This is a genomic window from Flavobacterium johnsoniae UW101, assembly GCF_000016645.1.
Taxonomy (GTDB): domain Bacteria; phylum Bacteroidota; class Bacteroidia; order Flavobacteriales; family Flavobacteriaceae; genus Flavobacterium; species Flavobacterium johnsoniae.
The window spans coordinates 5,374,823-5,400,553 of the sequence record NC_009441.1; the positions used below are offsets into that span (position 1 = coordinate 5,374,823).

Genomic DNA, 25,731 nt, shown 5'->3' on the forward strand with positions numbered 1-25,731 from the left:
GGCTTAATTTTCCTTACTAAATAGAATAATTTAACAAATGGCAAAAGTATAGAGAGTTCGAATATATTTAACTGATTAATATCTTTCTAAAACTTGATTTAAATCAAAAAAAAAAAAACATTCAAATAATAAGCATCTGTTTGAAGAAGCATTCTCAAAATCAAGACTGCCGCAGCTTAATTATAACAGCGCCGCTTTGATCTGCTCAATGCAGCCCCATTAATGCCGGCCGACAGTAAGTCCCCAGAAATTCAGCACTGTATGCTTTCAAAACATCAATCTGGGTTAGATAATCAGTCTGTTTGACTTTCTTAACTTTTTGTATGGCTGCTGCAAATTCATCGCTGTCAACCGGTTTTAGAAGATAATCCAATGCGCCATACTTGATCGCTTTTATAGCAAAATGATTATAAGCTGTAATAAAAATGATAGGACACGAAACCTGCTCTAATTGATTCAATATATCGAAAGCCGTACCATCTGTCAGCTAAATATCCATCAAAATCAAATCAAGTTCTGTATTTTTTATAATTTGCAACGACTCTGCTACTGAGCCTGTCTTTGCTGCTAATTTTAAAGATTCTTGTTGCGAAACTAACCACTGCAGTTCTTTACTTATTGCTGGCTCGTCTTCAATAATTAAGGTTCGTATTTTGTTCATATTTGGAAATAGTGGTTAACTAACCTATTACTCAGGTATTGAGCTTAATTCTTAATGGTGAAAAAATTGAAATATCAAAAATAGATGTCGCACAAATAAATGATAAAATTAAAAATAACCGGACAAAACTGGCAAAACTAAAATCTGTAGAAGGAACTTTGGATGAATTGGAATTGACTGACCTATAAAAAGTCAAATTATGCAGTACGAACATTCCCTTACTGACCAATTTCCCCATTCTGCTACTAAAAAAATATTAATTTAGCGGCAGCAAAAAAACAAAAATGATTACCCCACCATACCTGCAATCAGGAGATAAAGTCGGAATTTTAAGTCCGGCAAGAACTGTTAGCGCACCAGAAATAGAAGAAGGCCTTAAAATTTTAAAAAGCTGGAACTTGGAGCCTGTTATTGGCAAAAACGCGTATAATGTTTATGGCTATTTTGCAGGGACCGATCAGGAAAGAGCTGAAGATCTGCAAAAAATGCTTGATGACGACACCATAAAAGCCATCATTTTTACCAGAGGAGGTTATAGAACTATAAAAATTATTGACCAGCTCGATTTTACCAATTTTAAGAAAAACCCAAAATGGATCGTGGGATATAGCGACATTACGGTTCTACACAGCCACATTCATGCATTGGAAATTGAAACGATTCATGCTGTTATGCTTCAAGGTATGCCAAGAGCAACTCCGGAATCTGTGGCATCGATAAAATCTGCTTTGTTTGGAGAATCGCTGGCATATAAGATGGCTAAAAGCAACAAAAATAAATTTAGCGGAAATACTGTAGAAGGAATTTTGGTAGGCGGAAATTTATCTCTTTTATTTGCTTTAAACGGGTCGGTTTCGGATATAAATACCGCTGGAAAAATATTGTTTTTTGAAGATCTTGACGAATATTTATATCATATAGACAAAGCGCTGACTGCACTGAAAAGAAACAATAAATTAGCAGATCTAAAGGCCATTTTGGTAGGAGCCATGACCAATATTAAAGAAGATGATCTGCCCTATGGCAAAACCTATTACGAAATAGTGCTCGAGGCGGTACGGGAATTTGATTATCCTGTCTATTTTGATTTTCCCTGCGGGCATCAGCCAGACAATCAGGCTCTGATTTTGGGCAGAACTGTTGCAATTACCCCAGATCGTGATTCTGTTACGGTTGCGTTTAAAAATTAAGAAATAACATACCTGTAATTTGTAATGACGCAGATGGTCTACTAAATATCAAACTATCCAACGGTGATATCTGATAATAGACAAAAAAAGACTGGAACTAACTACTTTGAAGAAAACAAACAATTTTGTTTTCTATCAGGTAAAATATTGATTGAGACAGATAATCTCATCAAAATCAAAATTCTTAGCCATCCAATTCCTGATCATAACTATCAGGTTCATTCTGAAAGTGAATCAAATAGGAATTTAAGAGTAATCTGAAATGATACTGTTTAATGGAAAATATTTTTTTTAGTAAAAAACCGCTCCGGTTGAACAGGCTTCGCACAGCGCGGAGTAATCTAAATTTTAGATTTCATCAGTCGGTCAATATTGTCGTTTTATCTGATGGACTTGCAACAAAAAGTCGGACAAATTTTCTAAGACCTATGCTACACTTTCTATTTTATAAAATTCTAGTTCCATTTCTTTAGGTGTTTTATATCCCAAAGAAGAATGCAGACGTTTTCTATTATACCATACTTCTATATATTCAAAGACTGCTAATTTAGCTTCTTCAATGGTTGTGAATTTATGCTGATAGATAAGTTCTGCTTTAAGGGTCTTGAAAAAACTTTCAGCTACAGCATTATCCCAACAATTAGCTTTTCTACTCATACTTTGAGTGATTAAAGTATTTTTATTAATCAATTTTCTGAATTCTATCGAAGCATATTGTATTCCTCTATCTGAATGAAAAAGTAAAGATTCTGTTATTTCTCTTTTTGATACTGCCATTTTCCAAGCTGGAATAATCGTTTGATCGGTATACATTCGTGTGCTTAATGACCATCCTATAACCTGCCTGTCATATAAATCAATAATAGTAGTAAGATATAACCAGCCGGCAGCTGTTCTTATATAGGTTATATCAGACACCCAAACCTCATTAAGTGATTTTGGTGTAAAATTTCTATTGAGATGATTACTGCACACTGGATATCGATGATTAGAATCTGTGAGCAGGGAGAGGATAAAATGAAACAGGAAATCGAAAGCAATTACCGTCAGATAAAAATAGATATTGTAAATATTATTGAAAGCGAAATGGAGCGTATCAAGAATGATCCAAACTTACTGCATTTGCTTTCACGGTAAGTAATAAAAAAGTGTCTGAATATCTAAATTCTGCAACAGTTTATCTGGATACAGTATAAATTACGGTGAAATGTGGGATTAAATGTAGTTTTTAGTAACTTTGTGAGTATGAAAAAAGTGCTCGCAATATTTTTTATATCTACATATCTTATTTCAACAACAGAGTTAGGTCAGTTGTTGAAGTTTCCTATGCTGGTAGAGCATTATTTCGAGCATAAAGAAAAAAATCCTCAAATTTCCGTCATGGAGTTTCTGGTACTTCACTACGAAGGCAACCACCTTGAAAATCATCCTCACGATGATGACTATGATCAGGATCAAAAACTACCTTTCATTATGCACGGAGACGTATTAAGCTTTTGCTTCGTATATCCCCAACCGCTTTTTTTTGAATCAATTCATAAAATTGACATACGAGAATCGTCTAAGGTAGTTTCTTTTGACGATGCGTTTATCTCCAACCAGTTTCTTTCTTCTATTTGGCAGCCTCCAAGATCTTGTTAATTCTTTTTTAACCAATTGACTTTTCGTAAATTCTTTTTGCACTTTGCATAAAGGAAGGTTTGCTATGCAGTATTAACACATTCTATTGAATGCAGGTTTGTGTTATACTTTGGGGAAAAATATTTTATTTCTTTTTCGATTCCCTCCAAAGTTAAAAAAACATTGCCACATTGTTTTTTGTGATAATCTGCATATTGCATGGACTTTTCTTAGGGCATGATTGTATAGAATTTCATCTTCAACTCAATTTTTAGGGTATTCTGTATAGTCTGCCTGAAAAATTGTTGAGGTGTGATTTTGTTATGCACTAATTTCCTACATGAAAGTGTTATATCATTATTGTTCATTTCTATCTCCATAAAACCGGAGCTTCATAGAATGTGATTGTCAATTGGTTAATCCTGTTATTTTATTTACGATAAATACTGCTGTATCTATTTGTAATTGTATTGAATAATAATTTGATTAACAAGTAAAACTATGCTTACTAAAATCATTGAGTTTTCCGTAAGGAATAAACTCATCATAGGGCTTTTGGTCATTGCGCTCATTGGAATTGGCACCTACCAAACCACAAAATTACCAATTGATGCTGTGCCCGACATCACCAATAACCAGGTACAGGTCATCACGATAGCACCTTCTTTTGGTGCGACGGATATAGAACGCCTGGTTACCTTCCCCATAGAACAAGCAACGGGCAACATTTCCGGCACCAAAGAAATACGCAGCTTTTCCCGTTTTGGACTCTCGCTCGTTACCATTGTTTTTGATGATGATATAGATGTTTATTGGGCAAGACAACAGGTGGCTGAACGTTTGCAGCAAGTGCAAAGTCAAATCCCCCAGGGGATCGGCACACCGGCATTAGGACCAATTTCTACCGGCTTGGGCGAAATATATCAATATGTAGTCCGTCCCAAAAAAGGTTACGAACAAAAATATGACATCGCCGAACTGCGTACCATTCAGGACTGGATTGTGCGCAGGCAGTTATTAAGCGTAAAGGGGGTTGCTGAAGTGAGTAGTTTCGGTGGCAAACTCAAGCAATATGAAATTGCAGTAAACCCTGACAAACTCAATGCCTACGGGATTAGCATCAACGATATTTTTTTGGCTTTGGAAGAAAACAATCAAAATACCGGTGGTGCATATATCGAAAAAGGGCCTACCGTTTTATATGTCCGCAGCGAAGGCCTGATAGGCAGCCTGGAAGATATCGGCAATATTTCCATTGCCAATAAAAACAACGAAACACCTTTGTTTATCCGTGATGTGGCAAACGTGAAAATGGGTTATGCCACTCGTTATGGGGCTATGACTTACAACGATCAGGGCGAAGTTTCGGGTGCCGTAGTGATGATGCTGAAAGGTGCAAACAGCAGCGAAGTCATCAAGAATGTAAAAGCTAAAGTAGCGCAAATACAGAAAACCCTACCCGAAGGCGTAGTTGTTGAGCCTTTCCTGGATCGTACCAAAATGGTCAATAATGCCATCAGTACAGTCGAAAAAAACCTGATGGAAGGCGCACTGATTGTAGTGCTCGTTTTGGTTTTGTTCCTTGGGAATTTCAGGGCGGGATTGTTGGTTGCTTCGGTTATTCCACTGGCCATGCTTTTTGCCATCTGTATGATGAATTTGTTTGGGGTAAGCGGCAACCTGATGAGCCTTGGAGCCTTGGATTTCGGACTGATTATAGACGGTGCAGTCATCATTGTGGAATCGGTGATGCACCAACTGTCGCATAACGCCAGATTTCAGCAAATGACCAATTTATCCAAAAAGGAAATGAATAATACGGTAATTGGTTCTGCGGGAAAAATGATGAACAGTGCTGTATTCGGGCAGATCATCATTCTGATCGTTTACCTTCCCATCCTAAGTTTGCAAGGTATAGAAGGCAAAATGTTCCGACCGATGGCACAGACCGTAGCCTTTGCTTTATTGGGCGCATTTTTATTATCGCTTACCTATATCCCAATGATGAGTTCCTGGGTACTGAGCAGGAAAATCAGCCATAAACACAATCTTTCAGACAGGGTTATGCGTCGTGTAGAAGCCTTCTACCAAAAATTTTTGTTAAAAGCCATCCGCATCCCCAAACGCATTATTGCTGTTGTTTCGGTTTTATTTATTGTGGCCATTTTCGTGATGTCGAGATTGGGAGGCGAGTTTATCCCCTCTTTGGAAGAAGGCGATTTTGCAGTGGATACCAGGGTCTTAACGGGAAGTAACCTTAATACGACCATTGCAAGTACCCAAAAGGCTGCTCACATCCTAAAAACACGCTTTCCTGAAGTGATAAAAGTAGTAACCAAAATAGGTAGCGGCGAGGTACCCACAGACCCGATGCCGATGGACGCCAGCGATATGATGGTGATTCTGAAAGACAAAAGCGAATGGACATCTGCCAAAACTTTTCCGGAACTATCCGAGAAAATGAGCAAGGCCTTGGAAGATGTACCGGGAATTACCGCAGGTTTTCAATATCCAGTAAATATGCGGTTCAATGAACTGATGACGGGTGCAAGACAGGATGTGGTACTGAAAATTTTTGGGGATGATTTGGATTCCCTGGCAGCGACGGCTGACAAATTAGGCAAAATAATCAATACGGTTGATGGCGTACAAAACCTTTATGTAGAACCTATAACCGGAATGCCTCAGGTTATTATTACCTATAACCGCCCAATGATTGCCCAATACCATTTGTCTGTAGCCGGCATCAACAAGGTGGTCAATACAGCATTTGCCGGACAAAGCACCGGTTTGGTTTTCGAAGGCGAAAAACGTTTTGATATGGTTGTAAAACTAAATGCCGACGTGCGGAAGAATCTGGAAGACGTACAGAATTTATTGATTCCTATACCTTCTGGCAATCAGATTCCACTTTCACAGTTGGCAGAAGTGCAGATCAAAGATGGTCCCAATCAAATTCAGCGGGAGAATACACAACGCAGGATTATTGTCGGCTTCAACATAAAAGGCCGGGATGTGCAAAGTATTGTTCAGGAATTGCAAGCCAAAGTGAATGCGCAAATCAAGCTTCCGGCCGGGTATTCTATTACTTATGGCGGTTCGTTCGAGAATCTGAACCAGGCAAAAAGCCGTTTGATGGTTGCGGTGCCTATCTCATTGGCTTTGATATTCATTCTCTTATTTTTTGCTTTTAAATCGGTGAAGGAAAGTTTATTGATTTATACCGCAATCCCATTATCCACCATTGGCGGAATTTTCTTTTTAGCGCTTCGGGGAATGCCTTTTAGCATAAGTGCCGGTATAGGTTTCATTGCACTGTTCGGCGTGGCTGTTTTAAATGGAATTGTTTTGGTCGCCGAATTCAACCGTTTAAAAAAATCAGGAATCAAAAACATTGTCCGCATCGTGGTAGACGGAACAGAATCCCGTTTGCGCCCCGTGCTGATGACCGCATTTGTGGCTTCATTGGGTTTTATTCCAATGGCGCTGAGCAATGGTGCAGGTGCAGAGGTACAACGTCCGCTGGCAACAGTAGTTATTGGTGGACTGATGGGGGCTACTTTACTCACATTATTCGTTCTTCCTTTATTGTTCATCGCATTTGAAAAAGGTTTTACAATGAATCCATTCAAGAAAAAAGCAATCACATTATTGATCGTTTCAGGGATTTCTTTAATGGGAATGGGTTCTGTTAAAGCACAGGAAAAAATCACTTTAGACAGGGCTATTGCATTGGCTGTTCAAAATAATCAAAATTTAAGAACTGAAAAACTAAAAGCAGATTATGCCAAGGCCATAATCAAAACTTCGGCTGATATTCCGCAGACCGGTATCACGGCTGATTACGGTCAGATCAACAGTGCATACAACGATACCAAGTTCGGAATTTCACAGAATATCGCATTTCCAACGGTTTATAAAAGGCAGAAAGAATTGTTTACACAGGAATGGAAATACAGTTTGCTGAATGTTTCGTTGAAAGAATTTGAATTAAAAAAAGCCGTTACCCAAACTTTTTATGCCATCCTGTTCTGGCAGGAAAAGGAAAGGCTGCTACTAAAAGCAGATTCCTTATACGCTGATTTTTATGCCAAATCCTTGTTGCGCCTGCAAAAAGGAGAAAGCAATATTTTGGAAAAAATCACTGCACAGAATCAAAAGGCTGCTATCAATATCCAGTTGAAACAGGTGCAGCGAGAATTAGAAACAGCGAAGTTGCAGTGGCAATGGTTGTTAAATTCGGATACGGTCTATAAAGTGGAATCCCCTGAAAAAATAATTCCGCTACAGGTGGATGAAACCAGCAAAAATCCTGTTATACAGGTTTTGGAACAGCAGAAAAATATTGCAGCGAGCCAAACCAAAGTAGAAAAATCCAAGTTGCTGCCCGGTTTGATGATTGGTTACAATCTCAACAGTTTCAAGGGAACCGGAGCCGATGATAAGTTATACAACGCTTCCCCTCAATTCCATTCTGTACAGGTTGGTTTTTCCATTCCTGTTTTTTCGCAGTCGCAAAGAGCGAGAATCAATGCTTCCAAAATCACGGAAAGTATTACCGAAAACCAATTGCAGGCTACAAGTGCTTATTTGCAGAACCGGTATAAACAACTCTCGGAAAACTATCAGCGCAATTTGGAAATTGTAAACTATTATGAAAGTGAAGGGCTAAAAAATGCGGCAGTCGTTACCGAAACAATACAAAAGCAGTTCACCAACGGGGAAATCAATTACCTGGACTTTGTAATGCTCATAAATCAAGCCATCAGTATTCAAAGTAATTACGCTGATGCTGTCAAAATGCTGAACGATACTATTATACAAATCAATTATCTCAATTAAATTCTTATGACAATGTATTCATTCGATATAAAAAATAAAAACCGGGGCAAGCTGAAAATACTGCTCCCCGTTCTGGGAATATTGTTGCTGGTTCAATGCCAAAACAAGCCTAAAGAAGATGTTAAACAAACTGTTGTAAATGAAAGCAATACCGTAGTATTAACGGATGCCCAATTAAAAAATGCGGCTGTTGAAACGGTACGCCTTTCAGAAAAAAATATTGCTGCTGTTTTAAAATTAAACGGAAAAATTGACGTGCCGCCGCAAAACCTGATTTCGGTAAGTGTGCCTTTGGGCGGTTTTTTGAAGAGCACCCGCTTACTGCCCGGAATGTATGTGCGCAAAGGGGAAACTATTGCCGTGATGGAAGACCCGCAGTATATAAAACTGCAACAGGACTATTTGCAGGCCAAATCAAAACTGCACTTTGCGCAGCTGGATTACCAGCGACAAAAAGACCTCAACCAAAGCCAGGCCAGCAGCGATAAGGTAATGCAGACGGCACAGGCAGAAGTGAGTAACCAGCAGATTATGATGAATGCCCTGGCACAGCAATTACGCCTTGTCAACATCAATCCCAATAGCCTGAATGCGAATAAAATCACTAAAACCATTCCGGTTTACAGCACGATCAATGGCTTTGTAAGCAAGGTAAATGTGAACATCGGGAAATATGTAAATCCTTCAGACATATTATTTGAATTAGTCAATCCCAACGATTTGCACCTCAATTTGAAAGTTTATGAAAACGACATAGATAAACTAAAAATCGGGCAAAAACTAATGGCCTATTCCAATGCAGAACCCGGCAAAAAATACGAAGGGGAAATCATCCTTATCAGCAAAGACATCAGCAGCGATGGTATTTCGGAAGTGCATTGTCATTTTGACCCCTATAACAAAAGCCTGTTGCCGGGCATGTACATGAATGCCGAAATAGAAACCAAAATCTCGTTCGCTCATGCCGTTCCGGAAGAAAGCATCGTGAATTTTGAGGGAAAGGATTATGTGTTTGTGCAAACCGCCAGACAAACCTATAAAATGCTGCCCATAACTGTAGGCGGGAAAGAAAACGGCTTTGTCCAGATTGTAAATGATGCAGATTTTACAGATAAAAACATCGTTTCCAAAAATGCCTATACGCTCTTAATGAAACTAAAAAATACGGAAGATGAAGAGTAAAGACAATTTTTTAGTGGGCAGAGCAAAAAGCTTGGTTTTTACATTAAAAGGAGCTTGGTATTTACTCACAACCGAAGATGCTGCGAAGGCTCAATTTTTTCTTTGCTCCGTTTTCATTGTGATAGGATTTTATTTTGGTATCAACCGTTATGAATGGATGTTTCAATTAGCTGCTATCGGAGCGATTCTAGCGGTGGAGGCGTTAAATACAGCGGTAGAAAAATTATGCGATTTCATCCATCCTGATTATCACCCGAAAATAGGTTTTATCAAAGACATCTCTGCGGGAGCTTCAGCCTTCATGGTACTGGTTTCCATAGTGTGTGCTTCTATTATCTATTATCCCTATTTGTTCCATGGTTAATTCTAATTCAATTATGAAAAAAATATTTTTAAGCAGATATGGATTGCTGCTTTCAACAATAATTATTTACATTATTACGTCTTTTTTGATAAGGCTTACACTTAGCATTATTTCTTTTCATAATCTTGACGGACATGTATATAATATGCTATGCACATTCGCAATAGGCTTATGTTACGATATCACGGTTGCTTTATTTATTATCACTTTCTATAATGTTTATCTGCTGTTTTTCCCTACCCGTTTTATTGGTTCGATAGCGGATAAAATCCTTACTTTTTTCATACTGATCGTAACGCTGTTTATTACCTATTTCAGTTCTATTGCAGAGTTCCCGTTTTGGGATGAATTTGGGTCACGATTTAATTTTATTGCAGTAGATTATCTCATTTATACGTATGAAGTTATAGAAAATATTAAAGAATCCTATCCTTTGCCGTTATTGATTGGGGGATTGCTTTTGTTAGTAGTATTAACCTTATTTTTACTAAATAAAAAGAAAATTTTCCAGGCTGTTTTCACTTATAAAATGCCTTTTAAAAAAAGGTTGGTGGCATCATCAGCCTTATTGGCAACGACCGTCCTTTTGGGGGTTTTCCTGACCAATAAAAATGCGGAGTTCAGTAAAAACACAACTGTAAATGAGCTTAGCAAAAATGGTATTTTTTCCTTTTTTGCTGCATTCAGGTCTAATGAATTAGATTATGATACTTTTTATCTGACCCTGCCACAACACTCCGCATACACTATTCTAAAAAAAGAATTGGTGCAAGAAAACCAAGGATATGTTTCAACGGATTTTGACGCCATTTCGAGAATTACCAATGGGAACTGGCAACCGGTTCAATATCCGAATATTATTTTGGTTACCATAGAAAGTTTTAGTGCTGAATTCCTGTCTGCTTTTGGTAATAAAAAAAATATCACGCCAAATTATGATTCATTGGCAAATGAAAGCATATTTTTTAAAAATATGTATGCAACCGGAACACGTACCGTTCGAGGAATGGAAGCCTTAACACTGTCCGTTCCGCCAACACCCGGAAACAGTATTGTAAGAAGACCAAATAATAAAAACATTTTTTCTATCGGTACGGTGTTAAAAGAAAAAGGGTATCAGCTAAATTTCATTTATGGCGGAGATGGTTATTTTGATAATATGAATACTTTTTTCGGAGGACAAGGTTTTGATATTATTGATCGGGACAGGGGGAATCCGCTATCTGATAATATTGATACACAGCGTTTTCCTATTCAGGATAACGAAGTCAGCTTTGAAAATGCCTGGGGTATTTGCGATGAGGACATTTACAAACAATCCATCAAAAATGCCGATTCAGAGTTTCAGCAGAATAAACCGTTTTTCCAGTTTATAATGACCTCTTCCAACCACAAACCTTACACCTTCCCCAACGGAAAAATAGATTTACCACAAGGAAATAGAGACGGAGCTGTAAAATATACTGATTATGCACTTGGCAAATTCATCAATCAGGCAAAAACAAAACCGTGGTTTAAAAATACGGTTTTCGTAATTGTAGCTGACCATTGCGCAAGCAGTGCCGGAAAATGGGAGATTAACATTGAAAAGCACCGTATTCCGGCTATAATCTATAATCTGAATCATCAGAATACACAAATAGACCGGTTGGTTTCTCAAATCGACCTCATGCCAACGCTTTTTGGATATTTAAACTGGAATTACCAGTCTTCATTTTATGGCAAAGATATTAATCAAACCAAAATTGGCGATGAAAGAGCATTTATTGGGAACTACAGAACACTTGGATTATTGAAAGGAAACATTTTTACACAACTGAATGATAAAAAAAGAGTAACACAATTCCGTTGGAATGAACGGAGTAAAACCATGTCAGAGGTTAAAGATACCAGCAATCGTTTTTTAATTACTCAAACGATAGCCTGTTATCAAACAGCCAGTGAACGATTTAAAAAAGGACGAATGAAAGAAAAGCAGCATTAGACAGCATATTTTATCGGCAAAATTCAGCGCTAATAGTATCGTTAAAAAACATTTATAAAAATTAAAAACAATGAAAAAAATACTCTTAATTCTCCATGTGATGGTGATGTCCCACGCATTTGGGCAGACCGCGATAGAAAACGCAAAACAACAAGCCAAAGAACAGCACCGATTGATTCTATTGAATTTTTCGGGTTCAGATTGGTGTGTACCCTGCATCAAAATGCACAAAACCATTTTTGAAAACGGAACCTACAAACAAATGGCCGACAGCCTTTTGGTGTATGTAAATGCGGATTTTCCGAGAAAAAAGAAAAACCAGCCCTTATCTCAAACCATAAAGGAAAATGAAGCTTTGGCAGATAAATATAATCCCGGCGGCGCTTTCCCTTTTACCCTTTTACTGGATGCGGATGGAAAAATAATAAAAACCTGGGAAGGCCTCCCGAAAGAAGGTGTTGATGGGTTTACAAACGAAATCATAACCCTATACAAAAAAGTAAAAAAATGACAGCAAAGGAATTTCGCAAAACCGAAAAGCTGATGGGCAATGCCTTTGAAATCACGGTAGTGGGAGCAGATGAGGTTTTAGCCTATCAACAAATTGATTCCGCCATTGGGGAGATTAAACGGATTGAGCAATTGTTTACCACTTTTAAAACGGACAGTCAGACCAACCTGATTAATAACAATGCCGGAATACAGGCGGTAAAAGTAGATGAAGAAGTTTTTAACCTGATAGAAAGAAGCCTCCGCATCAGCCGTATTACCAATGGTTTTTTTGACATCACTTACGGAGGTGTGGATAAAAGTCTGTGGAATTTTGATAGGTCAATGACCAGACTGCCCGATGCCGAAACGGCAAAAAAACTGGTTTATCTCATTAATTATCAAAATGTAATCCTGAACAGGGAGAACAGTACCGTCTATCTCAAAGAAAAAGGGATGCGTATTGGTTTCGGTGGAATAGGAAAAGGCTATGCCGCAGAAATGGCCAAGAATGTTTTGCAAAAACAAGGTGTAGGTTCAGGTATCATCAATGCTTCAGGAGACTTAACAGTATGGGGTACACAGGCCGATGGTAAACCCTGGACAATAGGCATTGCCAACCCGGACCAAGCCCGGCTGCCATTTTCTTATTTGAACCTTACGGACACTGCCATTGCCACCTCGGGAAACTATGAAAAATATGTGAAGGTTGGCGGTAAAAAATACTCGCACACCATCAATCCGAAAACAGGAATGCCAATTACCGGGATAAAAAGTGTAACAGTTATTTGCCCCAATGCAGAAATCGCAGATGCTATGGCTACCCCTATCAGTATCATGGGTGTTAAGGCAGGATTGGAAATGATAAACCAAATCCATCAGATAGAATGCATCATCATAGATGACAAAAACAAAATATTCACTTCAAAAAATATCAATTTAATATGAAAACAAATAAAATAATCCTGCTAAGTGCTATCGGTACATTATCGCTTGGTTCCTGCACCACAGTGAAAGAATATCAGAAAAACAAACTCAACGATGCCGAAATGGTATTGAGCAACCGTACCATAGAAAAAACTGAACTTAACTTTCAATCTTACCGTGAAGGAGCCTCCGGAGCCAATGCCGGAAAAAGTGGCGGGGGTTGTGGATGTAATTAAAATCAGTGAAACAGTAACCCAAACAATGAAAAATGAAAAGAATATATATTAGTGCATTAGGACTTTTTAGTTTTTATCAAATCCAGGCACAGCAAATAAAAACAGATTCTGCATCGGTCGGAAAATTAAAAGTTGATGAAGTGAATTTAGTGTCCAGTTATTACAAACAGGATGGGAACAATTCTGCGGTAACGGGAGGTATCGGAACAGAAAAGCTGACCGATATTTCCAATATAATCAATGTGAAACTCATCCGATATGACAAGAAAAAACGCAAACACACTTTTGGGGCAGAATTGGGCATAGACCACTATACTTCTGCCTCTTCGGATATGATAGACCTCAAGGCCAATTCCTCAGCATCCAGTCAGGACATTCGAGTTTATCCTTCCTTGAGCTGGCAGGTAGAAAATGAAGAAAAGGGAAACAGTTTTATGGCAGGTGTGTCTTCTTCCACCGAATATGACTATCAATCTTTTGGGGCAAATATTGGTTTCTCCAAAAAAACAACCAATAAAATGGGAGAATTAACAGCCAATCTTCATGCGTATATCGATCAGGTAAAACTTATCGCTCCAGTAGAACTGCGCAATGGAACAACTGAAGATAATGGAACTGATAGCCGGAATACTTTTGCCGCATCACTTTCTTATTCGCAGATTATCAATGCCAATTTACAGCTCGTATTTCTTGTAGATGCCGTTCAGCAAAACGGACTATTGAGCCTTCCGTTTCACCGTGTACATTTTTCGGATGGAAGTGTACATCAGGAAAAACTTCCTGATAACCGGTTCAAGCTTCCTTTGGGTTTCCGTGCCAATTATTTCTTGGGTGACCGGTTCATTATCCGAACCTATTACCGCTATTATACAGATAATTGGGGTATAAATTCACATACTTTCAATATAGAAACACCGGTAAAATTATCCCCTTTTGTTTCCCTCAGTCCTTTCTACAGGTATTATACCCAGACAGCGGTAAAGTATTTCGGTGCCTACCAAACACATAACGAATCCAACGGGTTTTATACCAGCAATTATGATCTGTCCGGATTTAACAGCCAGTTCTTTGGTATGGGGGCCAGGTTCAATCTTCCCAACGGATTATTAGGAATCTCAAAATTCAATATGATTGAAATACGCTATGGGCATTATACAAAAACAACCGGTATGAAGGGTGATATCATTTCGTTGAACCTTAAGTTTAAATAAAATGAAGCGTGTTTTCTTAATATTTCTTCTATTTCCAACCTTGCTTTTTTCTCAAAACATAGAAGCAGATAGCAGCATTTTGTCTAAAACAACCAATCCTGCTTATCAGTTTTCCACTAAGAAGCTCATCATTCCCACAATTTTGGTTTCTTATGGTGTTTTAAGTCTAATGTCAGATGGTTTGAAAACACTTAACCAATCTACCCGTCACGAGAGCAAGGAACATATTTTGCCTGGTGCTAAGATTGACAACTACATGCAGTATGCTCCTGCTATTGCAGTCTATGGACTCAATCTGTCGGGGGTAAAAGGAAAACATAATTTTAAGGACAGAACAATCATATATGCAACCTCCCAACTCATATCAGCGGCAATGGTTTTGCCCACCAAACAGTTGGTTGGCGAGGAACGTCCGGATGGTTCCAGTAAGACTTCCTTCCCTTCCGGACATACAGCAACGGCTTTTTCATCCGCACATTTTATGTTCAGGGAATATAATGAAACCAATTTTTGGTTGGGTATTTCCGGCTATCCGATTGCTGCCATGACAGGCATCTACCGGATTTTTAATGACAAACATTGGGTTGGCGACGTAATTGCCGGAGCAGGCATTGGCATTCTATCGACAGAAGTGGCGTATTGGTTGTTTCCGACCATTTCAAAATGGTTTGCCAATAAAAAGAATCAGGCATCACTGGTTATACTACCCACTTATCAAACAAAACAATTTGGATTAGCAATCATTAAAACATTTTAAAATATGAAAATGGAAAACAAAAATCAGTTTACAGTAATTCACCGGATTTTACACTGGTCTGTTGCACTATTAATGTCTATTTTATTTATTACCGGATTTTTACGGATGTACTGGATGAGCAAAAAAACAATTATAGATACGGTTGAAACCGAGATGCAAAGCCACAACATTTCACTTGAAAAGGGACAGATAATACCTATCGTAAAAAGCATTCAGAAACCGATGTGGGAATGGCATGAATATGCTGCCTACATTATGTTTCTGGCATTCCTAGTAAGGATAATTTATATGCTTGTAAAGGGAATTAAATTTCCTGATCCGTTGAAGAAATCCCAATCAGTAAAGGAAAGAATGCAAGGATTTATTTATATAATTTTTTATCTGTTCATCGCCGTTTCTATTGTTACAGGATTTTACCTGAAATGGGTGGACGGTCAATGGAAAGAACCGATGGAAGCTGTACATAAGTGGGCCATTTATTGGTTTCCGATATTCATTTTATTGCATTTTGGCGGAATCGTAATTGGTGAACTGACAAATAAAAAAGGAATAGTATCTAAGATGGTAGGTGGAGAATAAAAATAATATAAACTATATAAATAATTATAAAAATGGAATTGGAAAAACATTATGTAAACAGAGTGGGTTGGTTAAGAGCTGCTGTTTTAGGAGCTAATGACGGATTGCTTTCCACCACAAGTATTGTAATCGGAGTTGCTGCCGCAGATCCCAGCCGACATGCTATAATTTTGGCGGCTTTGGCGGGAACCATCGCAGGAGCAATGTCGATGGCCGCAGGAGAATATGTTTCTGTAAGCTCACAAGCTGATACAGAAAAATCGGATATAAACAGGGAGAAGAAAGAGTTAGAAAAAATGCCTGAAATTGAACTCCACGAATTGGCAAAAATTTATGAAAAAAGAGGTGTAAGCAAAGAAACAGCAATGCTCGTGGCGAAAGAACTTACAGATCACAATGCACTGGAAGCACATACAAAAGACGAATTAGGAATAAACGAGATTACTGTAGCAAAACCTTTTCAGGCTTCAGTAGCATCGTTTTTCTCTTTTCTTTCCGGAGCAGCGTTGCCAATGATGGTCTCCATTTTTGCTCCAGAAAAAAATATGGTGTATTACCAATATGGTTTTTCGATTATTTTCTTAATGATTTTGGGGGCTATTGCTGCCAAAACAGGAGGCTCCAATATAGGGGTCGCAATAGTTAGAATTTGCTTCTGGGGGACTATTGCAATGGTAATAACGGCAATTGTTGGGTATGTATTTGGCGTAAATATTTCCTAACAATGATGAACGGCAAAATCAAAAGAATATTTAGGTTTTAATCCCAATGTAATTGTCAATTTAATAAATATTGATACAATGGATATATCAAAGCAAAATTATTTAAAAAGAATAGCGGAGTATGTAGTAAGCCTATTTGATTCAAAGACTACCGCTGAACTATGCTATCATAATCTGGAACACACAAAGGCTGTTGTTAAAAATGCAGCTGAAATGGCAGATTTCTATCGTTTGAAAAATATGGAAAGATTTGTTTTGTTGGCGGCAGCATGGTTCCACGATACCGGTCAATTATTTGGGCCAATGGATGGCCATGAAAAAAGAGGAGCATTTATTATGGAACAATTTTTACGTAGCCAGAAAATTGATGCCAGTATTATACTGGCAATAAACAAAGCGATTATGGCAACAGAGGCAAATACAAAACCAACCAATTTAATCGAAGATATTTTACGGGATTCGGATGTGTACCATTTAGGAACCAAAGATTTCCGTCAAATGGATGAACTTGTATGGAAAGAAACAGAACAACGATCAGGGCACATAATTCCAGATAAATTACAGAAGTCATTGGACTTTCTCAACAAACACTGTTTTTATACAGCATATTGCAAAGATAGGCTGTTAACCGGAAAGAAAGCCAATATAGAATACCTGGAAGGCTTGATAAAGTCTTTTTGAGAATCCAAAACAATTTTATTATTGAATATTTATGGTTTAGTGCAAGGAAAATCCTTTAAAGAATAGCCATATCATACTACCTTTTTAAATGAACGATTTTTGTAAAAACATAATTAGAGATTTAGATGACGAGATTAATGAGTTATCTATCGAATTTAATGGCTCTTTAGCATTATGCGAAAAAGCTATTGGCTTAACTATAGACAAAATAGCTAAATTAAAACAAGTTGTATTAAAACGTGGTTTTAAAGACATTGAGGAAGAAATCCATTTTTTCAAACATTTGAAGCCTAATGTACTTTCTAAACTAATTTATTATAATTCTATCTACAAGATAGAAACCAAAAAGCCCTATGGTGGTGAAAAGGTAATTGAAACACATTTAAACAACGAGTTATTTAATCTTAAAAGATTTTTTGATAATAATCTTGAATTCTATAAGTATTATCGAACCAACAGCACTTATCTTGACCACAAATATTTCGTTCGTGGGAAGTATGATATTAAGTTAAGTTTGGATACTTACTATTTTGAATCTGATCATAGTTTTTCAACATCCCATGACTATAAGGTCGCCAAAATTATTGCGAACGACTTAATACAGGTTTATTTGGAGGATAATCTTTCTAATAATATTAGATACAGCACACTGAAAAGTGCGGAAAAAATCAAATCTACGTTAGTGTGGACAGCAAGTAAAACAGCACTGATTGAATTAATTTACGCATTACACACTCAAGGGGTTTTTGGTAATGGAACCATAGACATCAAAGTAATTGCGACTTATTTTGAGCAGACATTCAATGTTGATTTGGGAGATTTTTACCATACCTTTTTAGAACTTCGCAATAGAAAAACTAACCGAACCAAATTTATTGATACTCTAAAAGAAGGACTGTTACGGAGAATGGATGATCAAGAAGAAAAATAGAATTGATTTTAATTGCAATAAAAGATACTTATTGTATTTTAACTATTAATATATTAAATGTTTTACCAACTTACTTTCTCTGCGTTCGTGAAAGCTGTTATCAAGAATAGCTCTTAATGCCGATACTATTTAATAAACAATAATTTTAAAAATATGACAACTTATAATATACCCAATCATCTAAAAGGGCTGACGGTAAACGAGGTAAAGGTTTCCCGGGAGCGGTATGGCTACAACCGGATGGAGGCAATTGGCAAAAATTCCCTGCTGGATATGTTGATCAACATATTGAAAGAGCCAATGCTAATCCTGCTCTTTGCTATTTCAATTATCTATGTGATCGTAGGCGATTATGGCGAAGCACTGTTTATGTTTCTGGCCATTATTGCCGTATCTGCTATTTCCTTTTATCAGGACAACCGCAGCAAAAAAGCACTGGCGGAATTAGAAAAGCTGAATGAACCGCTGAGCACGGTAATCAGAAATTCGGAAGTGGTCAAAATAGCTACGCATGATATTGTCATAGGCGATTTGTGCATTACGGAAGAAGGAAGGATCATCAATGCCGACGGGCGGATTGTCCACAGTAATGACTTTTCAGTCAATGAAGCATCATTAACCGGTGAGAGTTTTTCTGTATTCAAAAACAGTGATCCGGGGAATAATAAAATTTTTAGCGGAACGATTGCCGTTTCGGGATTGGCGGTCTTTGAAGTAGAACAGATTGGAAAACAAACGCAAATCGGCAAGATCGGCGAATCTATCCTGACGATAAAAGAAGAAATTTCACCATTGCAGGTTCAGATACGGAAATTTGTAAAATGGATGGCTGTTGCCGGTATCCTCATTTTTCTAATGGTTTGGATGTTCAGTTTCATACGGACGGGTAATCTTGTTGACAGTCTGTTGAACGGTCTTACCATGGCGATGTCTGTCCTTCCCGAAGAAATTCCCGTTGCATTCACCACGTTTATGGCTTTGGGTGCCTGGAAGCTGATGCGGGAGGGCATCATCATAAAAAGAAGCAGTATCGTAGAAACGTTAGGCAGTACCACGGTTATCTGTACCGATAAAACAGGTACTATTACCGAAAACTCTATGCAGCTTAAACAGTTGTATGATTACCGATCTGACAAAACTTTTGATGAAAAAGAATTTGCCAACCCCGAACTGGCAGCATTGATAGACTATGCGATGTGGAGTAGCGAACCCGTTCCGTTTGACCCGATGGAAAAAACGCTTCACCAGGTGTATGAACAGACACAAAGAGACGATGTAAGAAAAGATTACCAGATGTTCCACGAATATCCATTGGAAGGTAAACCACCTATGATGACGCATCTTTTCGGAAATTCAGAAAAAGAAAGAATTATAGCTGCCAAAGGAGCTCCCGAAGCTATTCTTGCTGTCGCTACGCTCTCGGATACCGAAAAGGATAAAATCAGAGGCCTTATCAGGGAGTTCGGGCAGCAGGGATACCGGGTGTTGGGAGTAGCCAAATCCGGTTTTGAAGGCAATGATTTTCCGGAAAGACAACAGGATTTTGAATTTGAATTTTTGGGATTGGTTGTGTTCTATGATCCTCCGAAGGAAGGGATACGGGAAGTATTCCGTCATATTTATGAAGCAGGCATCAAGGTGAAGGTAATCACGGGAGATAATGCTGATACAACACGCAGCATCGCCTCCCAGGCAGGCATCGTCAATACCGCTGAAGTCCTGAACGGAACCGATGTGGCGGCTTACTCGGAAGAAGCATTAATACCGGTGGCTGAACGCACCGTTTTATTTACCCGGATGTTTCCCGAAGCTAAACTTAGCGTGGTGAATGCACTGAAAAAGAAAGGTGAAGTGGTGGCGATGCTGGGCGATGGTGTAAATGACGGCCCTGCTCTTAAAGCAGCTTATATAGGCGTGGCAATGGGCAACAAAGGAACAGAAATTGCAAAAGCAGCCGCATCTTTGGTGATAACCAATGACGACCTTGAAAAATTAGTTATAGGTATTGCTGCCGGAAGAAGGATTTATGCCAATATCAAAAAAGCTATACAGTACATCATTTCTATCCATATACCAATTATACTGACGGTATCTTTGCCTTTATTTTTGGGCTGGATATTTCCACAGATATTTACACCTGTACACGTTATCTTTCTGGAATTGGTGATGGGACCTACCTGCTCCATTGTGTATGAAAACGAACCGATGGAGAAAAATATGATGCAACAACCGCCCAGAGCAATGATCGATACCTTTTTGAATTTGCGTGAGTTGGCCATCAGTATCATACAGGGGTTAGTAATCACAGCAGGCGTATTATTTGCCTATCAATGGTCTGTTCTGAATGGTGGCAGCGAAGAAAAAACAAGGGCAATGGTTTTTACCACACTGATTATCGCAAATATATTGTTGAGCCTCGTGAACCGTTCCTTCTCTTACAGTGTGTTTGACAGCTTCAAGAATAAGAATCCCCTCTTCCCGGTTATTACCGGTCTAACTTTGGTATTACTTTTTGCCATACTGTATATTGCACCTGCTACAAATTTCTTTCACGTAACCGGATTGGACTTACAGGAGTTAGGGATGACATTATCGGTAGCGGCGGTTTCAGTTTTGTGGTTTGAAATTTATAAATTGTTTAGAAGAATGAAAAAATCAACCCTTATGTGATAGTGAAAGGTACATATCCGGTATAACATTCTGCATTAGATAAGGATTAAAGCGATGCTCATTTTTTTATAAATTTACCAAGCTCAAAACAGTACTAACCAAATTGAAACTGCTGCTGCGGTGACTTTTATCCTACATACCTTGAATTGCGGAACAGGAAAACCAATAGGACAAAATTCCATGAGTGACGGGCTTTCAAGAAAATGGACGAGCAGGGTGACAGGGAATGACTTTCTTATAAAACCCCACGGGGTAAATGAATACCTTTTGTCCTTACAATACTCTCCGAAATATTTGAAGTTTCTTTTTGTTTTTCGGTTTGTTCCGCAGGTTCCTCTTTGGGGTCAGGCGTGATAGACAACTGTATCTTTCGTTCAACGGCAGCCAGTTCCGTTTTGAGTTCGCCCAATCGACTTTCTTTAGACCACGTACCGTTTACCACTTCCTGAAGAACAGGTAAATCCTTTTGTATTTCCGCAATTTTCTTTTGCTCCTGCTGTATATAGCCTGGCAACTTCTCCAGTGCATTAAGGAAGTTCGTAGCCGCCAGCTTTTCATCTTTAGCGATTAAACCGTTGTTGTAGGTGTATTTGATATTGCCCTCGCCCTGCACCAAAAATCGGTTTACACGAATATCCACGCCCTCTTTTTCGGACATTTCGGTTTTTACCAACAGCGTAAATCCGTACAACGTACCGATTTCTTCATACTGCCCCCCGGTGCGGGCTTTGTCCGCAAGCTGGTTGAGCTTTGCACCGATTTGTTTTATATCCGCATTGAGCGGCAAGCCGTCCAGCAGAACAGGGTTTGCAATAGTACCGTCAGAACGCTTTTGTATGCGTTGCTTTAAATTTCCCCAATCGGTTGTCATTCGGTTAAAACGGGATTGTGCACTTTCGAGCAATTCCGTAAAGTCTTGCAGCTTGTATTTGGCACTGAACTTGGAACGGTTGAACGCCTGTTTTTCGCTTTCCAGTCCGGCAATCTGTTTTTCTAATTTGGCTTTATCCAAAAGGTCGGTATTTCCTGATAGGATAGCCACATATTCCGAAAAATTCATTCCCGATTTTTCGTCCATACTGCCTTCGTCAATCGTTCGTTTGCCGAGATTGTTATTTTTTAATTGGTCTATAAATAGCTGTTTATTATACAACAGGTTGAACTTGTAGCTATCCAATGATTTTTCTACGGCATAGATGATCACATCTACTTTGTTATCGGCAAAGAACTTGGCAATCTCATTGCCTTTACGAACAGCCCGACCGTCCCTTTGGGCAAGGTCGCTCGGTCGCCACGGTGTATCTAAATGATGAACGGCAACGGCTCTTTTTTGTGCGTTCACACCTGTCCCCAACATACTTGTAGAACCGAACAGCACACGTATTTTACCCTCGTTCATTCCTTTGATAAGCTCCTTACGCTGCTTGTCATTTTTGGCTTCCTGTATAAAACGGACTTCGTGTGCAGGGATGCCGTGGTCTTCCACAAGTTTGCGTCTGATTTCTGAATAAACATTCCATTCGTTTGGTTTGTAAGTTCCCAAATCGGAAAAAACGAACTGCGTTCCTTTCTGTGCATTGTATTGGTTGTAATATTTAGCAATAGTTGCAGCACAATGCGAAGCTTTGCTATCGGGATGGTCTTCATATTTTCCATTTACCATCCGCATATCGAGTGACATTTTGCGGGCGTAATCCGTAGCGATGAGCATCTTCGCCTTTTCTTCGCTTTGCGACAACGGTGGTCTTCCGAGCAACTCGGCATTTCCCGTTTTTGCAAAATCCATCAATTTTTGAATAAATGCAGACTGGTCTGGAGTGGGCGGAATATTATACAATATCTCATTCTTATTCGGTCGGTCAATACCTATATCTTTTGCCGTTCTGTAATCTGTAATTTCAGAATAGAATTGAGCCAATTCCGGCACCTTGATAAAGTAGCGGAAGCGTTCTTTTGCTACAATGTTATTGGCAACCGAAAATTCATAATCGGTCGTTTTCCTTGCATAGATGGCTGCCCACGCATCAAAAGAATGAATGCCTTGTTTTTCCATTGCTCTTGGTCGCAGGTATTTGAACAGCAGGTACAGTTCGGTTAATGAGTTGCTGATAGTTGTACCCGAAAGAAAGGTTGCTCCCATATCTGCATTAATACGTTCCTGAATGGTGCGGATTGCAAAGAGCAGGTTCATTGCTTTTAGGCTTCCGTCCACGTTTCCCAATCCCGCAACCCTTGTATGCCTTGTGTTGAACATCAGATTTTTGAATTGGTGGCTTTCATCTACGAACAAATGGTCAATGCCCATCATCTTAAAGTCCACTACATCATCTTTGCGGTTTTCAATATCGTGTTGCAGGGTTTTTAATTTTACTTCGAGATTTTCTTTCCGCTTGATTACTCCGGCAAGCATCCCTCTTGTAACCTCTTTTCCTCGCGATTGCAACGCATCGAGGTTTCGTTCTACGCTGTCTAACTCAATTTGGAGAATTTCCTTTTGCATTTCTGGCGATTGCGGTATCATCCCGAATTGGTCGTGTGTCAGTATCACACAATCCCAATCGTGGAGTTGCTACCTTTTTTGCGACTAAAAGCTTAGGCAGCGTTTATCTCCATTTTAATTTTATCTACGGAAATCACAAGTATGTGTAGACACAATTTACTCAGATAAATAAAATTTATTTAGAATATATATTAACTTTTAGATCATATTATTAATACAAACTTTAAATTAAATTGTAAGTAATTATTCTTCTATTTGAACTTAAAATACTTAGAGCAATACAAAACTCTCAACAGTGTCGAGAGAAATAGATATATGTTATATAAGCAATGCACTAAAAAACTGCATAGATTGATTTTCAAAATTTCCCATAACCTTATAATGAAGAATCTAAAAAACAATTACATCTAACCCCATCAATCTTTGGCAGCATGTACGTTAAAAAATACTCATTCAACTGTATTTATTATTTTGGTTAGCAAACTGATATGGCAATACTTATCAATTTGTGCAAGCGGTACTTGCACAATCTGATGGGTAATACCGCTAAGAAGAAAGAACTAATTAATTGTCGTTTCAATGTCACGACAATTTCATGATCTGGAAATTGCATTATTCACCGAAGATTATTTTCTTCAAAGTTTCTTTCGTTTTTATTTTCTAATTGTGCCGGTCGGCACAATTAGTTTTTCATACTATGCTCGTTTGTATGTCAGTTATACGATTAGAAGGAAAATGTAAAAAACTTCGCGGCTATCGAATTTTATTTATATGTAATATTTAAGTACATAATCAATGAACCAATTAGGGAGTTCAGAAGGTCCAATTTCCAATGATAACTTATTTTCTGAAATTTTTGCAATCAATTTATATTCTTCACTTGAATTATCAAATAGATAACATTTATCCACATTTTCAATCATGGGAAGCAGATTACTCAATGTATTATAATATCTACTGGAAATTTTTTCTGGAGCAACATTATGTCCTCCTTTGCTTACTCTATTTTCAACTCGAGAAACATTTACTTCTGGATCATCAATACAAATAAAATATAAATATGTTTTATAGCCCTTTTGTTTTGCTTCCTTTATCTCTTCAATTTTTGAAGGATGGCTCATTACTGTTTCAAAGCAAAAATCAATTCTGCTTTCCTGCAAATGATGTCTTAAAAAAGCACTTATTAGGGCGCCCTCATAACTGTGAGTTTCCTTATCTACATCAACTATTACATTTTCTTTTAAAGAAAAATCTATTTTATGATTATCTTCAATAGATTTTTTTATTAACGAAACTGCTCTTTCTGTTTTTAAAAATTCGTCTAAATCAGCTTGCGTTAAATTTAAATTATATTCAGTTAAATCAATAAATCCGTTACTTGCTAATTCTTTTTCAATTAAATCAGCGTTAAGAAACACTCCCGAATTGTATTTTTTTGAAAAAGAATCAAACAGAGTGCTTTTTCCTGAGCCGTTTGGGCCTGCAAATATTCTTAATCTTGTTTGAGACATACTACTTTCTTTCTAAAATCATTCCTTTTTTTAAAGATGATATGTCAATAGTAGGTTTTGATATTTTTCTTATTACTTTTATCGTCTTATCGGGATTAATTGCAATTATTTCATGATCACGTATAACTTTAAAGGTTATTCCCAAAGCTATTGAACTTCTAACAGCTTTAGATGAAGCAATTTTTGCAGAGTCTAATAAAACAGTGTCCTCCTTAGATGATAAAAACACTTTTCTTCGTGAATTATTATTAGCACCAATATGTTTTCTTATCTTTTTCATAAATTCAACTTTGTTCAAAAATACAAAATTTTGCCAAGTATTACAAGTTACCGCTAGTCATTTGATTCATGATAATATTCATTACTATTGATATTCTATCTATGAGATTCTTATAGCAGCTATTTTTGATAGTTAATACCACTGAGTGGATACCTTTTTTGCAACTAAAAGTTAAGATTGACTGTAGAAATCAATCATTATAAATTTTGACATTAAAATGAGACTTCTTTCGTACTTCATAAAATTCAGATCAATGTTACTTGGGATTTTTAAACGATTGATTAAAGGAGTTTAGAATCACATATTTTTAATATATTTGTACTACAAAAAAAGGATAATATTATTTCCCGTTAATTCGTTAGTATTTAAAATTTCGTGAATGATTTAATATTGA

The 25,731-nt window shown here is 37.8% G+C and carries 23 protein-coding genes; 17 read left to right on the forward strand and 6 right to left on the reverse strand.

Annotated elements, in window-relative coordinates:
- Positions 1–205 precede the first annotated feature (205 nt).
- Together FJOH_RS27295 and FJOH_RS27300 are read right to left on the reverse strand one after the other, a co-directional pair.
- Positions 206–460: a LytR/AlgR family response regulator transcription factor gene (locus tag FJOH_RS27295; protein WP_012026427.1), complete on the reverse strand. Its 255-nt coding sequence runs from the start codon at positions 458–460 to the stop codon at positions 206–208.
- 27 nt (positions 461–487) lie between these two features.
- The gene (locus FJOH_RS27300; protein WP_235023046.1) at positions 488–661 is read right to left on the reverse strand and encodes a response regulator; all 174 of its coding nucleotides are present in this window, start codon (positions 659–661) and stop codon (positions 488–490) included.
- 284 nt (positions 662–945) lie between these two features.
- Between FJOH_RS27300 and FJOH_RS23045 the strand changes: the two genes are divergently transcribed.
- On the forward strand, positions 946–1,851 hold the full coding sequence (locus tag FJOH_RS23045; RefSeq protein ID WP_012026428.1) for a S66 peptidase family protein: 906 nt from the start codon (positions 946–948) through the stop codon (positions 1,849–1,851).
- 426 nt (positions 1,852–2,277) lie between these two features.
- Here the strand turns inward: FJOH_RS23045 and FJOH_RS23050 are convergent, their stop codons facing one another.
- On the reverse strand, positions 2,278–2,826 hold the full coding sequence (locus FJOH_RS23050; protein WP_159436641.1) for an IS3 family transposase: 549 nt from the start codon (positions 2,824–2,826) through the stop codon (positions 2,278–2,280).
- On the opposite strand from FJOH_RS23050, the gene FJOH_RS27095 reads away from it, so the two are divergent.
- From FJOH_RS27095 to FJOH_RS23125, 16 genes are all read left to right on the forward strand, one after another.
- Entirely contained in the window at positions 2,812–2,988 is a 177-nt protein-coding gene (locus FJOH_RS27095; protein ID WP_159436640.1) for a hypothetical protein, read from the forward strand. The genes FJOH_RS23050 and FJOH_RS27095 overlap by 15 nt on opposite strands.
- 108 nt (positions 2,989–3,096) lie before the next feature.
- Complete coding sequence (locus tag FJOH_RS23055; RefSeq protein ID WP_044048049.1) at positions 3,097–3,492, forward strand: hypothetical protein; 396 nt, start codon at positions 3,097–3,099, stop codon at positions 3,490–3,492.
- Between the two features lie 480 nt (positions 3,493–3,972).
- Entirely contained in the window at positions 3,973–8,313 is a 4,341-nt protein-coding gene (locus FJOH_RS23060) for a CusA/CzcA family heavy metal efflux RND transporter (RefSeq protein ID WP_012026429.1), read from the forward strand.
- Between the two features lie 6 nt (positions 8,314–8,319).
- Positions 8,320–9,495, forward strand: a complete 1,176-nt coding sequence (locus FJOH_RS23065) for an efflux RND transporter periplasmic adaptor subunit (RefSeq protein ID WP_012026430.1) — start codon at positions 8,320–8,322, stop codon at positions 9,493–9,495.
- A complete protein-coding gene (locus FJOH_RS23070; protein WP_012026431.1) occupies positions 9,485–9,859 on the forward strand; it encodes a diacylglycerol kinase in 375 nt (124 codons plus the stop codon). The genes FJOH_RS23065 and FJOH_RS23070 overlap by 11 nt, the downstream gene beginning before the upstream one ends.
- Positions 9,860–9,872: 13 nt before the next feature.
- Positions 9,873–11,843: an LTA synthase family protein gene (locus tag FJOH_RS23075; RefSeq protein WP_012026432.1), complete on the forward strand. Its 1,971-nt coding sequence runs from the start codon at positions 9,873–9,875 to the stop codon at positions 11,841–11,843.
- A gap of 70 nt (positions 11,844–11,913) precedes the next feature.
- Positions 11,914–12,354, forward strand: coding sequence for a thioredoxin family protein (locus tag FJOH_RS23080; protein ID WP_012026433.1), 441 nt, complete (start codon positions 11,914–11,916; stop codon positions 12,352–12,354).
- Complete coding sequence (locus FJOH_RS23085; protein WP_012026434.1) at positions 12,351–13,280, forward strand: FAD:protein FMN transferase; 930 nt, start codon at positions 12,351–12,353, stop codon at positions 13,278–13,280. Before FJOH_RS23080 ends, FJOH_RS23085 begins: the two co-directional genes overlap by 4 nt.
- The gene (locus tag FJOH_RS23090; protein WP_019977004.1) at positions 13,277–13,495 is read left to right on the forward strand and encodes a DUF4266 domain-containing protein; all 219 of its coding nucleotides are present in this window, start codon (positions 13,277–13,279) and stop codon (positions 13,493–13,495) included. The genes FJOH_RS23085 and FJOH_RS23090 overlap by 4 nt, the downstream gene beginning before the upstream one ends.
- A 32-nt stretch (positions 13,496–13,527) precedes the next feature.
- The gene (locus FJOH_RS23095) at positions 13,528–14,706 is read left to right on the forward strand and encodes a DUF3570 domain-containing protein (protein ID WP_012026435.1); all 1,179 of its coding nucleotides are present in this window, start codon (positions 13,528–13,530) and stop codon (positions 14,704–14,706) included.
- A gap of 1 nt (position 14,707) precedes the next feature.
- A complete protein-coding gene (locus tag FJOH_RS23100) occupies positions 14,708–15,463 on the forward strand; it encodes a phosphatase PAP2 family protein (RefSeq protein ID WP_012026436.1) in 756 nt (251 codons plus the stop codon).
- A gap of 3 nt (positions 15,464–15,466) precedes the next feature.
- A complete protein-coding gene (locus tag FJOH_RS23105; protein WP_012026437.1) occupies positions 15,467–16,042 on the forward strand; it encodes a cytochrome b/b6 domain-containing protein in 576 nt (191 codons plus the stop codon).
- Positions 16,043–16,074: 32 nt separating this feature from the next.
- Positions 16,075–16,764, forward strand: coding sequence for a VIT1/CCC1 transporter family protein (locus FJOH_RS23110; RefSeq protein WP_012026438.1), 690 nt, complete (start codon positions 16,075–16,077; stop codon positions 16,762–16,764).
- Between the two features lie 78 nt (positions 16,765–16,842).
- Positions 16,843–17,445 carry an HD domain-containing protein gene (locus FJOH_RS23115; protein WP_012026439.1) on the forward strand — a complete coding sequence of 201 codons (603 nt, stop codon included), beginning with the start codon at positions 16,843–16,845 and terminating at the stop codon, positions 17,443–17,445.
- Positions 17,446–17,533: 88 nt separating this feature from the next.
- The gene (locus FJOH_RS23120; protein WP_012026440.1) at positions 17,534–18,376 is read left to right on the forward strand and encodes an RteC domain-containing protein; all 843 of its coding nucleotides are present in this window, start codon (positions 17,534–17,536) and stop codon (positions 18,374–18,376) included.
- A gap of 153 nt (positions 18,377–18,529) precedes the next feature.
- Complete coding sequence (locus FJOH_RS23125) at positions 18,530–21,046, forward strand: cation-translocating P-type ATPase (protein WP_012026441.1); 2,517 nt, start codon at positions 18,530–18,532, stop codon at positions 21,044–21,046.
- A 235-nt stretch (positions 21,047–21,281) separates the two neighbouring features.
- Here the strand turns inward: FJOH_RS23125 and FJOH_RS23130 are convergent, their stop codons facing one another.
- The 3 genes from FJOH_RS23130 to FJOH_RS23140 all read right to left on the reverse strand — a co-directional run bounded on the left by FJOH_RS23130 (position 21,282) and on the right by FJOH_RS23140 (position 25,337).
- Positions 21,282–23,546: a helicase-related protein gene (locus FJOH_RS23130; RefSeq protein ID WP_235023044.1), complete on the reverse strand. Its 2,265-nt coding sequence runs from the start codon at positions 23,544–23,546 to the stop codon at positions 21,282–21,284.
- A gap of 767 nt (positions 23,547–24,313) precedes the next feature.
- Positions 24,314–25,057 carry a zeta toxin family protein gene (locus FJOH_RS23135; RefSeq protein WP_012026443.1) on the reverse strand — a complete coding sequence of 248 codons (744 nt, stop codon included), beginning with the start codon at positions 25,055–25,057 and terminating at the stop codon, positions 24,314–24,316.
- Between the two features lies 1 nt (position 25,058).
- The gene (locus FJOH_RS23140) at positions 25,059–25,337 is read right to left on the reverse strand and encodes a hypothetical protein (RefSeq protein ID WP_012026444.1); all 279 of its coding nucleotides are present in this window, start codon (positions 25,335–25,337) and stop codon (positions 25,059–25,061) included.
- Positions 25,338–25,731: the final 394 nt, after the last annotated feature.

What these genes read in the sequence shown, in the direction of transcription:
- FJOH_RS23090 (WP_019977004.1), top strand. Translation starts at nt 13,277, where the DNA reads ATGAAAACAAATAAAATAATCCTGCTAAGTGCTATCGGTACATTATCG.
- FJOH_RS23055 (WP_044048049.1), top strand. Translation starts at nt 3,097, where the DNA reads ATGAAAAAAGTGCTCGCAATATTTTTTATATCTACATATCTTATTTCA.
- FJOH_RS23125 (WP_012026441.1), top strand. Translation starts at nt 18,530, where the DNA reads ATGACAACTTATAATATACCCAATCATCTAAAAGGGCTGACGGTAAAC.
- FJOH_RS23105 (WP_012026437.1), top strand. Translation starts at nt 15,467, where the DNA reads ATGAAAATGGAAAACAAAAATCAGTTTACAGTAATTCACCGGATTTTA.
- FJOH_RS23130 (WP_235023044.1), bottom strand. Translation starts at nt 23,546, where the DNA reads ATGCAAAAGGAAATTCTCCAAATTGAGTTAGACAGCGTAGAACGAAAC.
- FJOH_RS23085 (WP_012026434.1), top strand. Translation starts at nt 12,351, where the DNA reads ATGACAGCAAAGGAATTTCGCAAAACCGAAAAGCTGATGGGCAATGCC.
- FJOH_RS23045 (WP_012026428.1), top strand. Translation starts at nt 946, where the DNA reads ATGATTACCCCACCATACCTGCAATCAGGAGATAAAGTCGGAATTTTA.
- FJOH_RS27300 (WP_235023046.1), bottom strand. Translation starts at nt 661, where the DNA reads ATGAACAAAATACGAACCTTAATTATTGAAGACGAGCCAGCAATAAGT.
- FJOH_RS23060 (WP_012026429.1), top strand. Translation starts at nt 3,973, where the DNA reads ATGCTTACTAAAATCATTGAGTTTTCCGTAAGGAATAAACTCATCATA.
- FJOH_RS27095 (WP_159436640.1), top strand. Translation starts at nt 2,812, where the DNA reads ATGATTACTGCACACTGGATATCGATGATTAGAATCTGTGAGCAGGGA.
- FJOH_RS23120 (WP_012026440.1), top strand. Translation starts at nt 17,534, where the DNA reads ATGAACGATTTTTGTAAAAACATAATTAGAGATTTAGATGACGAGATT.
- FJOH_RS23070 (WP_012026431.1), top strand. Translation starts at nt 9,485, where the DNA reads ATGAAGAGTAAAGACAATTTTTTAGTGGGCAGAGCAAAAAGCTTGGTT.
- FJOH_RS23080 (WP_012026433.1), top strand. Translation starts at nt 11,914, where the DNA reads ATGAAAAAAATACTCTTAATTCTCCATGTGATGGTGATGTCCCACGCA.
- FJOH_RS23075 (WP_012026432.1), top strand. Translation starts at nt 9,873, where the DNA reads ATGAAAAAAATATTTTTAAGCAGATATGGATTGCTGCTTTCAACAATA.
- FJOH_RS23135 (WP_012026443.1), bottom strand. Translation starts at nt 25,057, where the DNA reads ATGTCTCAAACAAGATTAAGAATATTTGCAGGCCCAAACGGCTCAGGA.
- FJOH_RS23110 (WP_012026438.1), top strand. Translation starts at nt 16,075, where the DNA reads ATGGAATTGGAAAAACATTATGTAAACAGAGTGGGTTGGTTAAGAGCT.
- FJOH_RS23095 (WP_012026435.1), top strand. Translation starts at nt 13,528, where the DNA reads ATGAAAAGAATATATATTAGTGCATTAGGACTTTTTAGTTTTTATCAA.
- FJOH_RS23065 (WP_012026430.1), top strand. Translation starts at nt 8,320, where the DNA reads ATGACAATGTATTCATTCGATATAAAAAATAAAAACCGGGGCAAGCTG.
- FJOH_RS23115 (WP_012026439.1), top strand. Translation starts at nt 16,843, where the DNA reads ATGGATATATCAAAGCAAAATTATTTAAAAAGAATAGCGGAGTATGTA.
- FJOH_RS23100 (WP_012026436.1), top strand. Translation starts at nt 14,708, where the DNA reads ATGAAGCGTGTTTTCTTAATATTTCTTCTATTTCCAACCTTGCTTTTT.
- FJOH_RS23140 (WP_012026444.1), bottom strand. Translation starts at nt 25,337, where the DNA reads ATGAAAAAGATAAGAAAACATATTGGTGCTAATAATAATTCACGAAGA.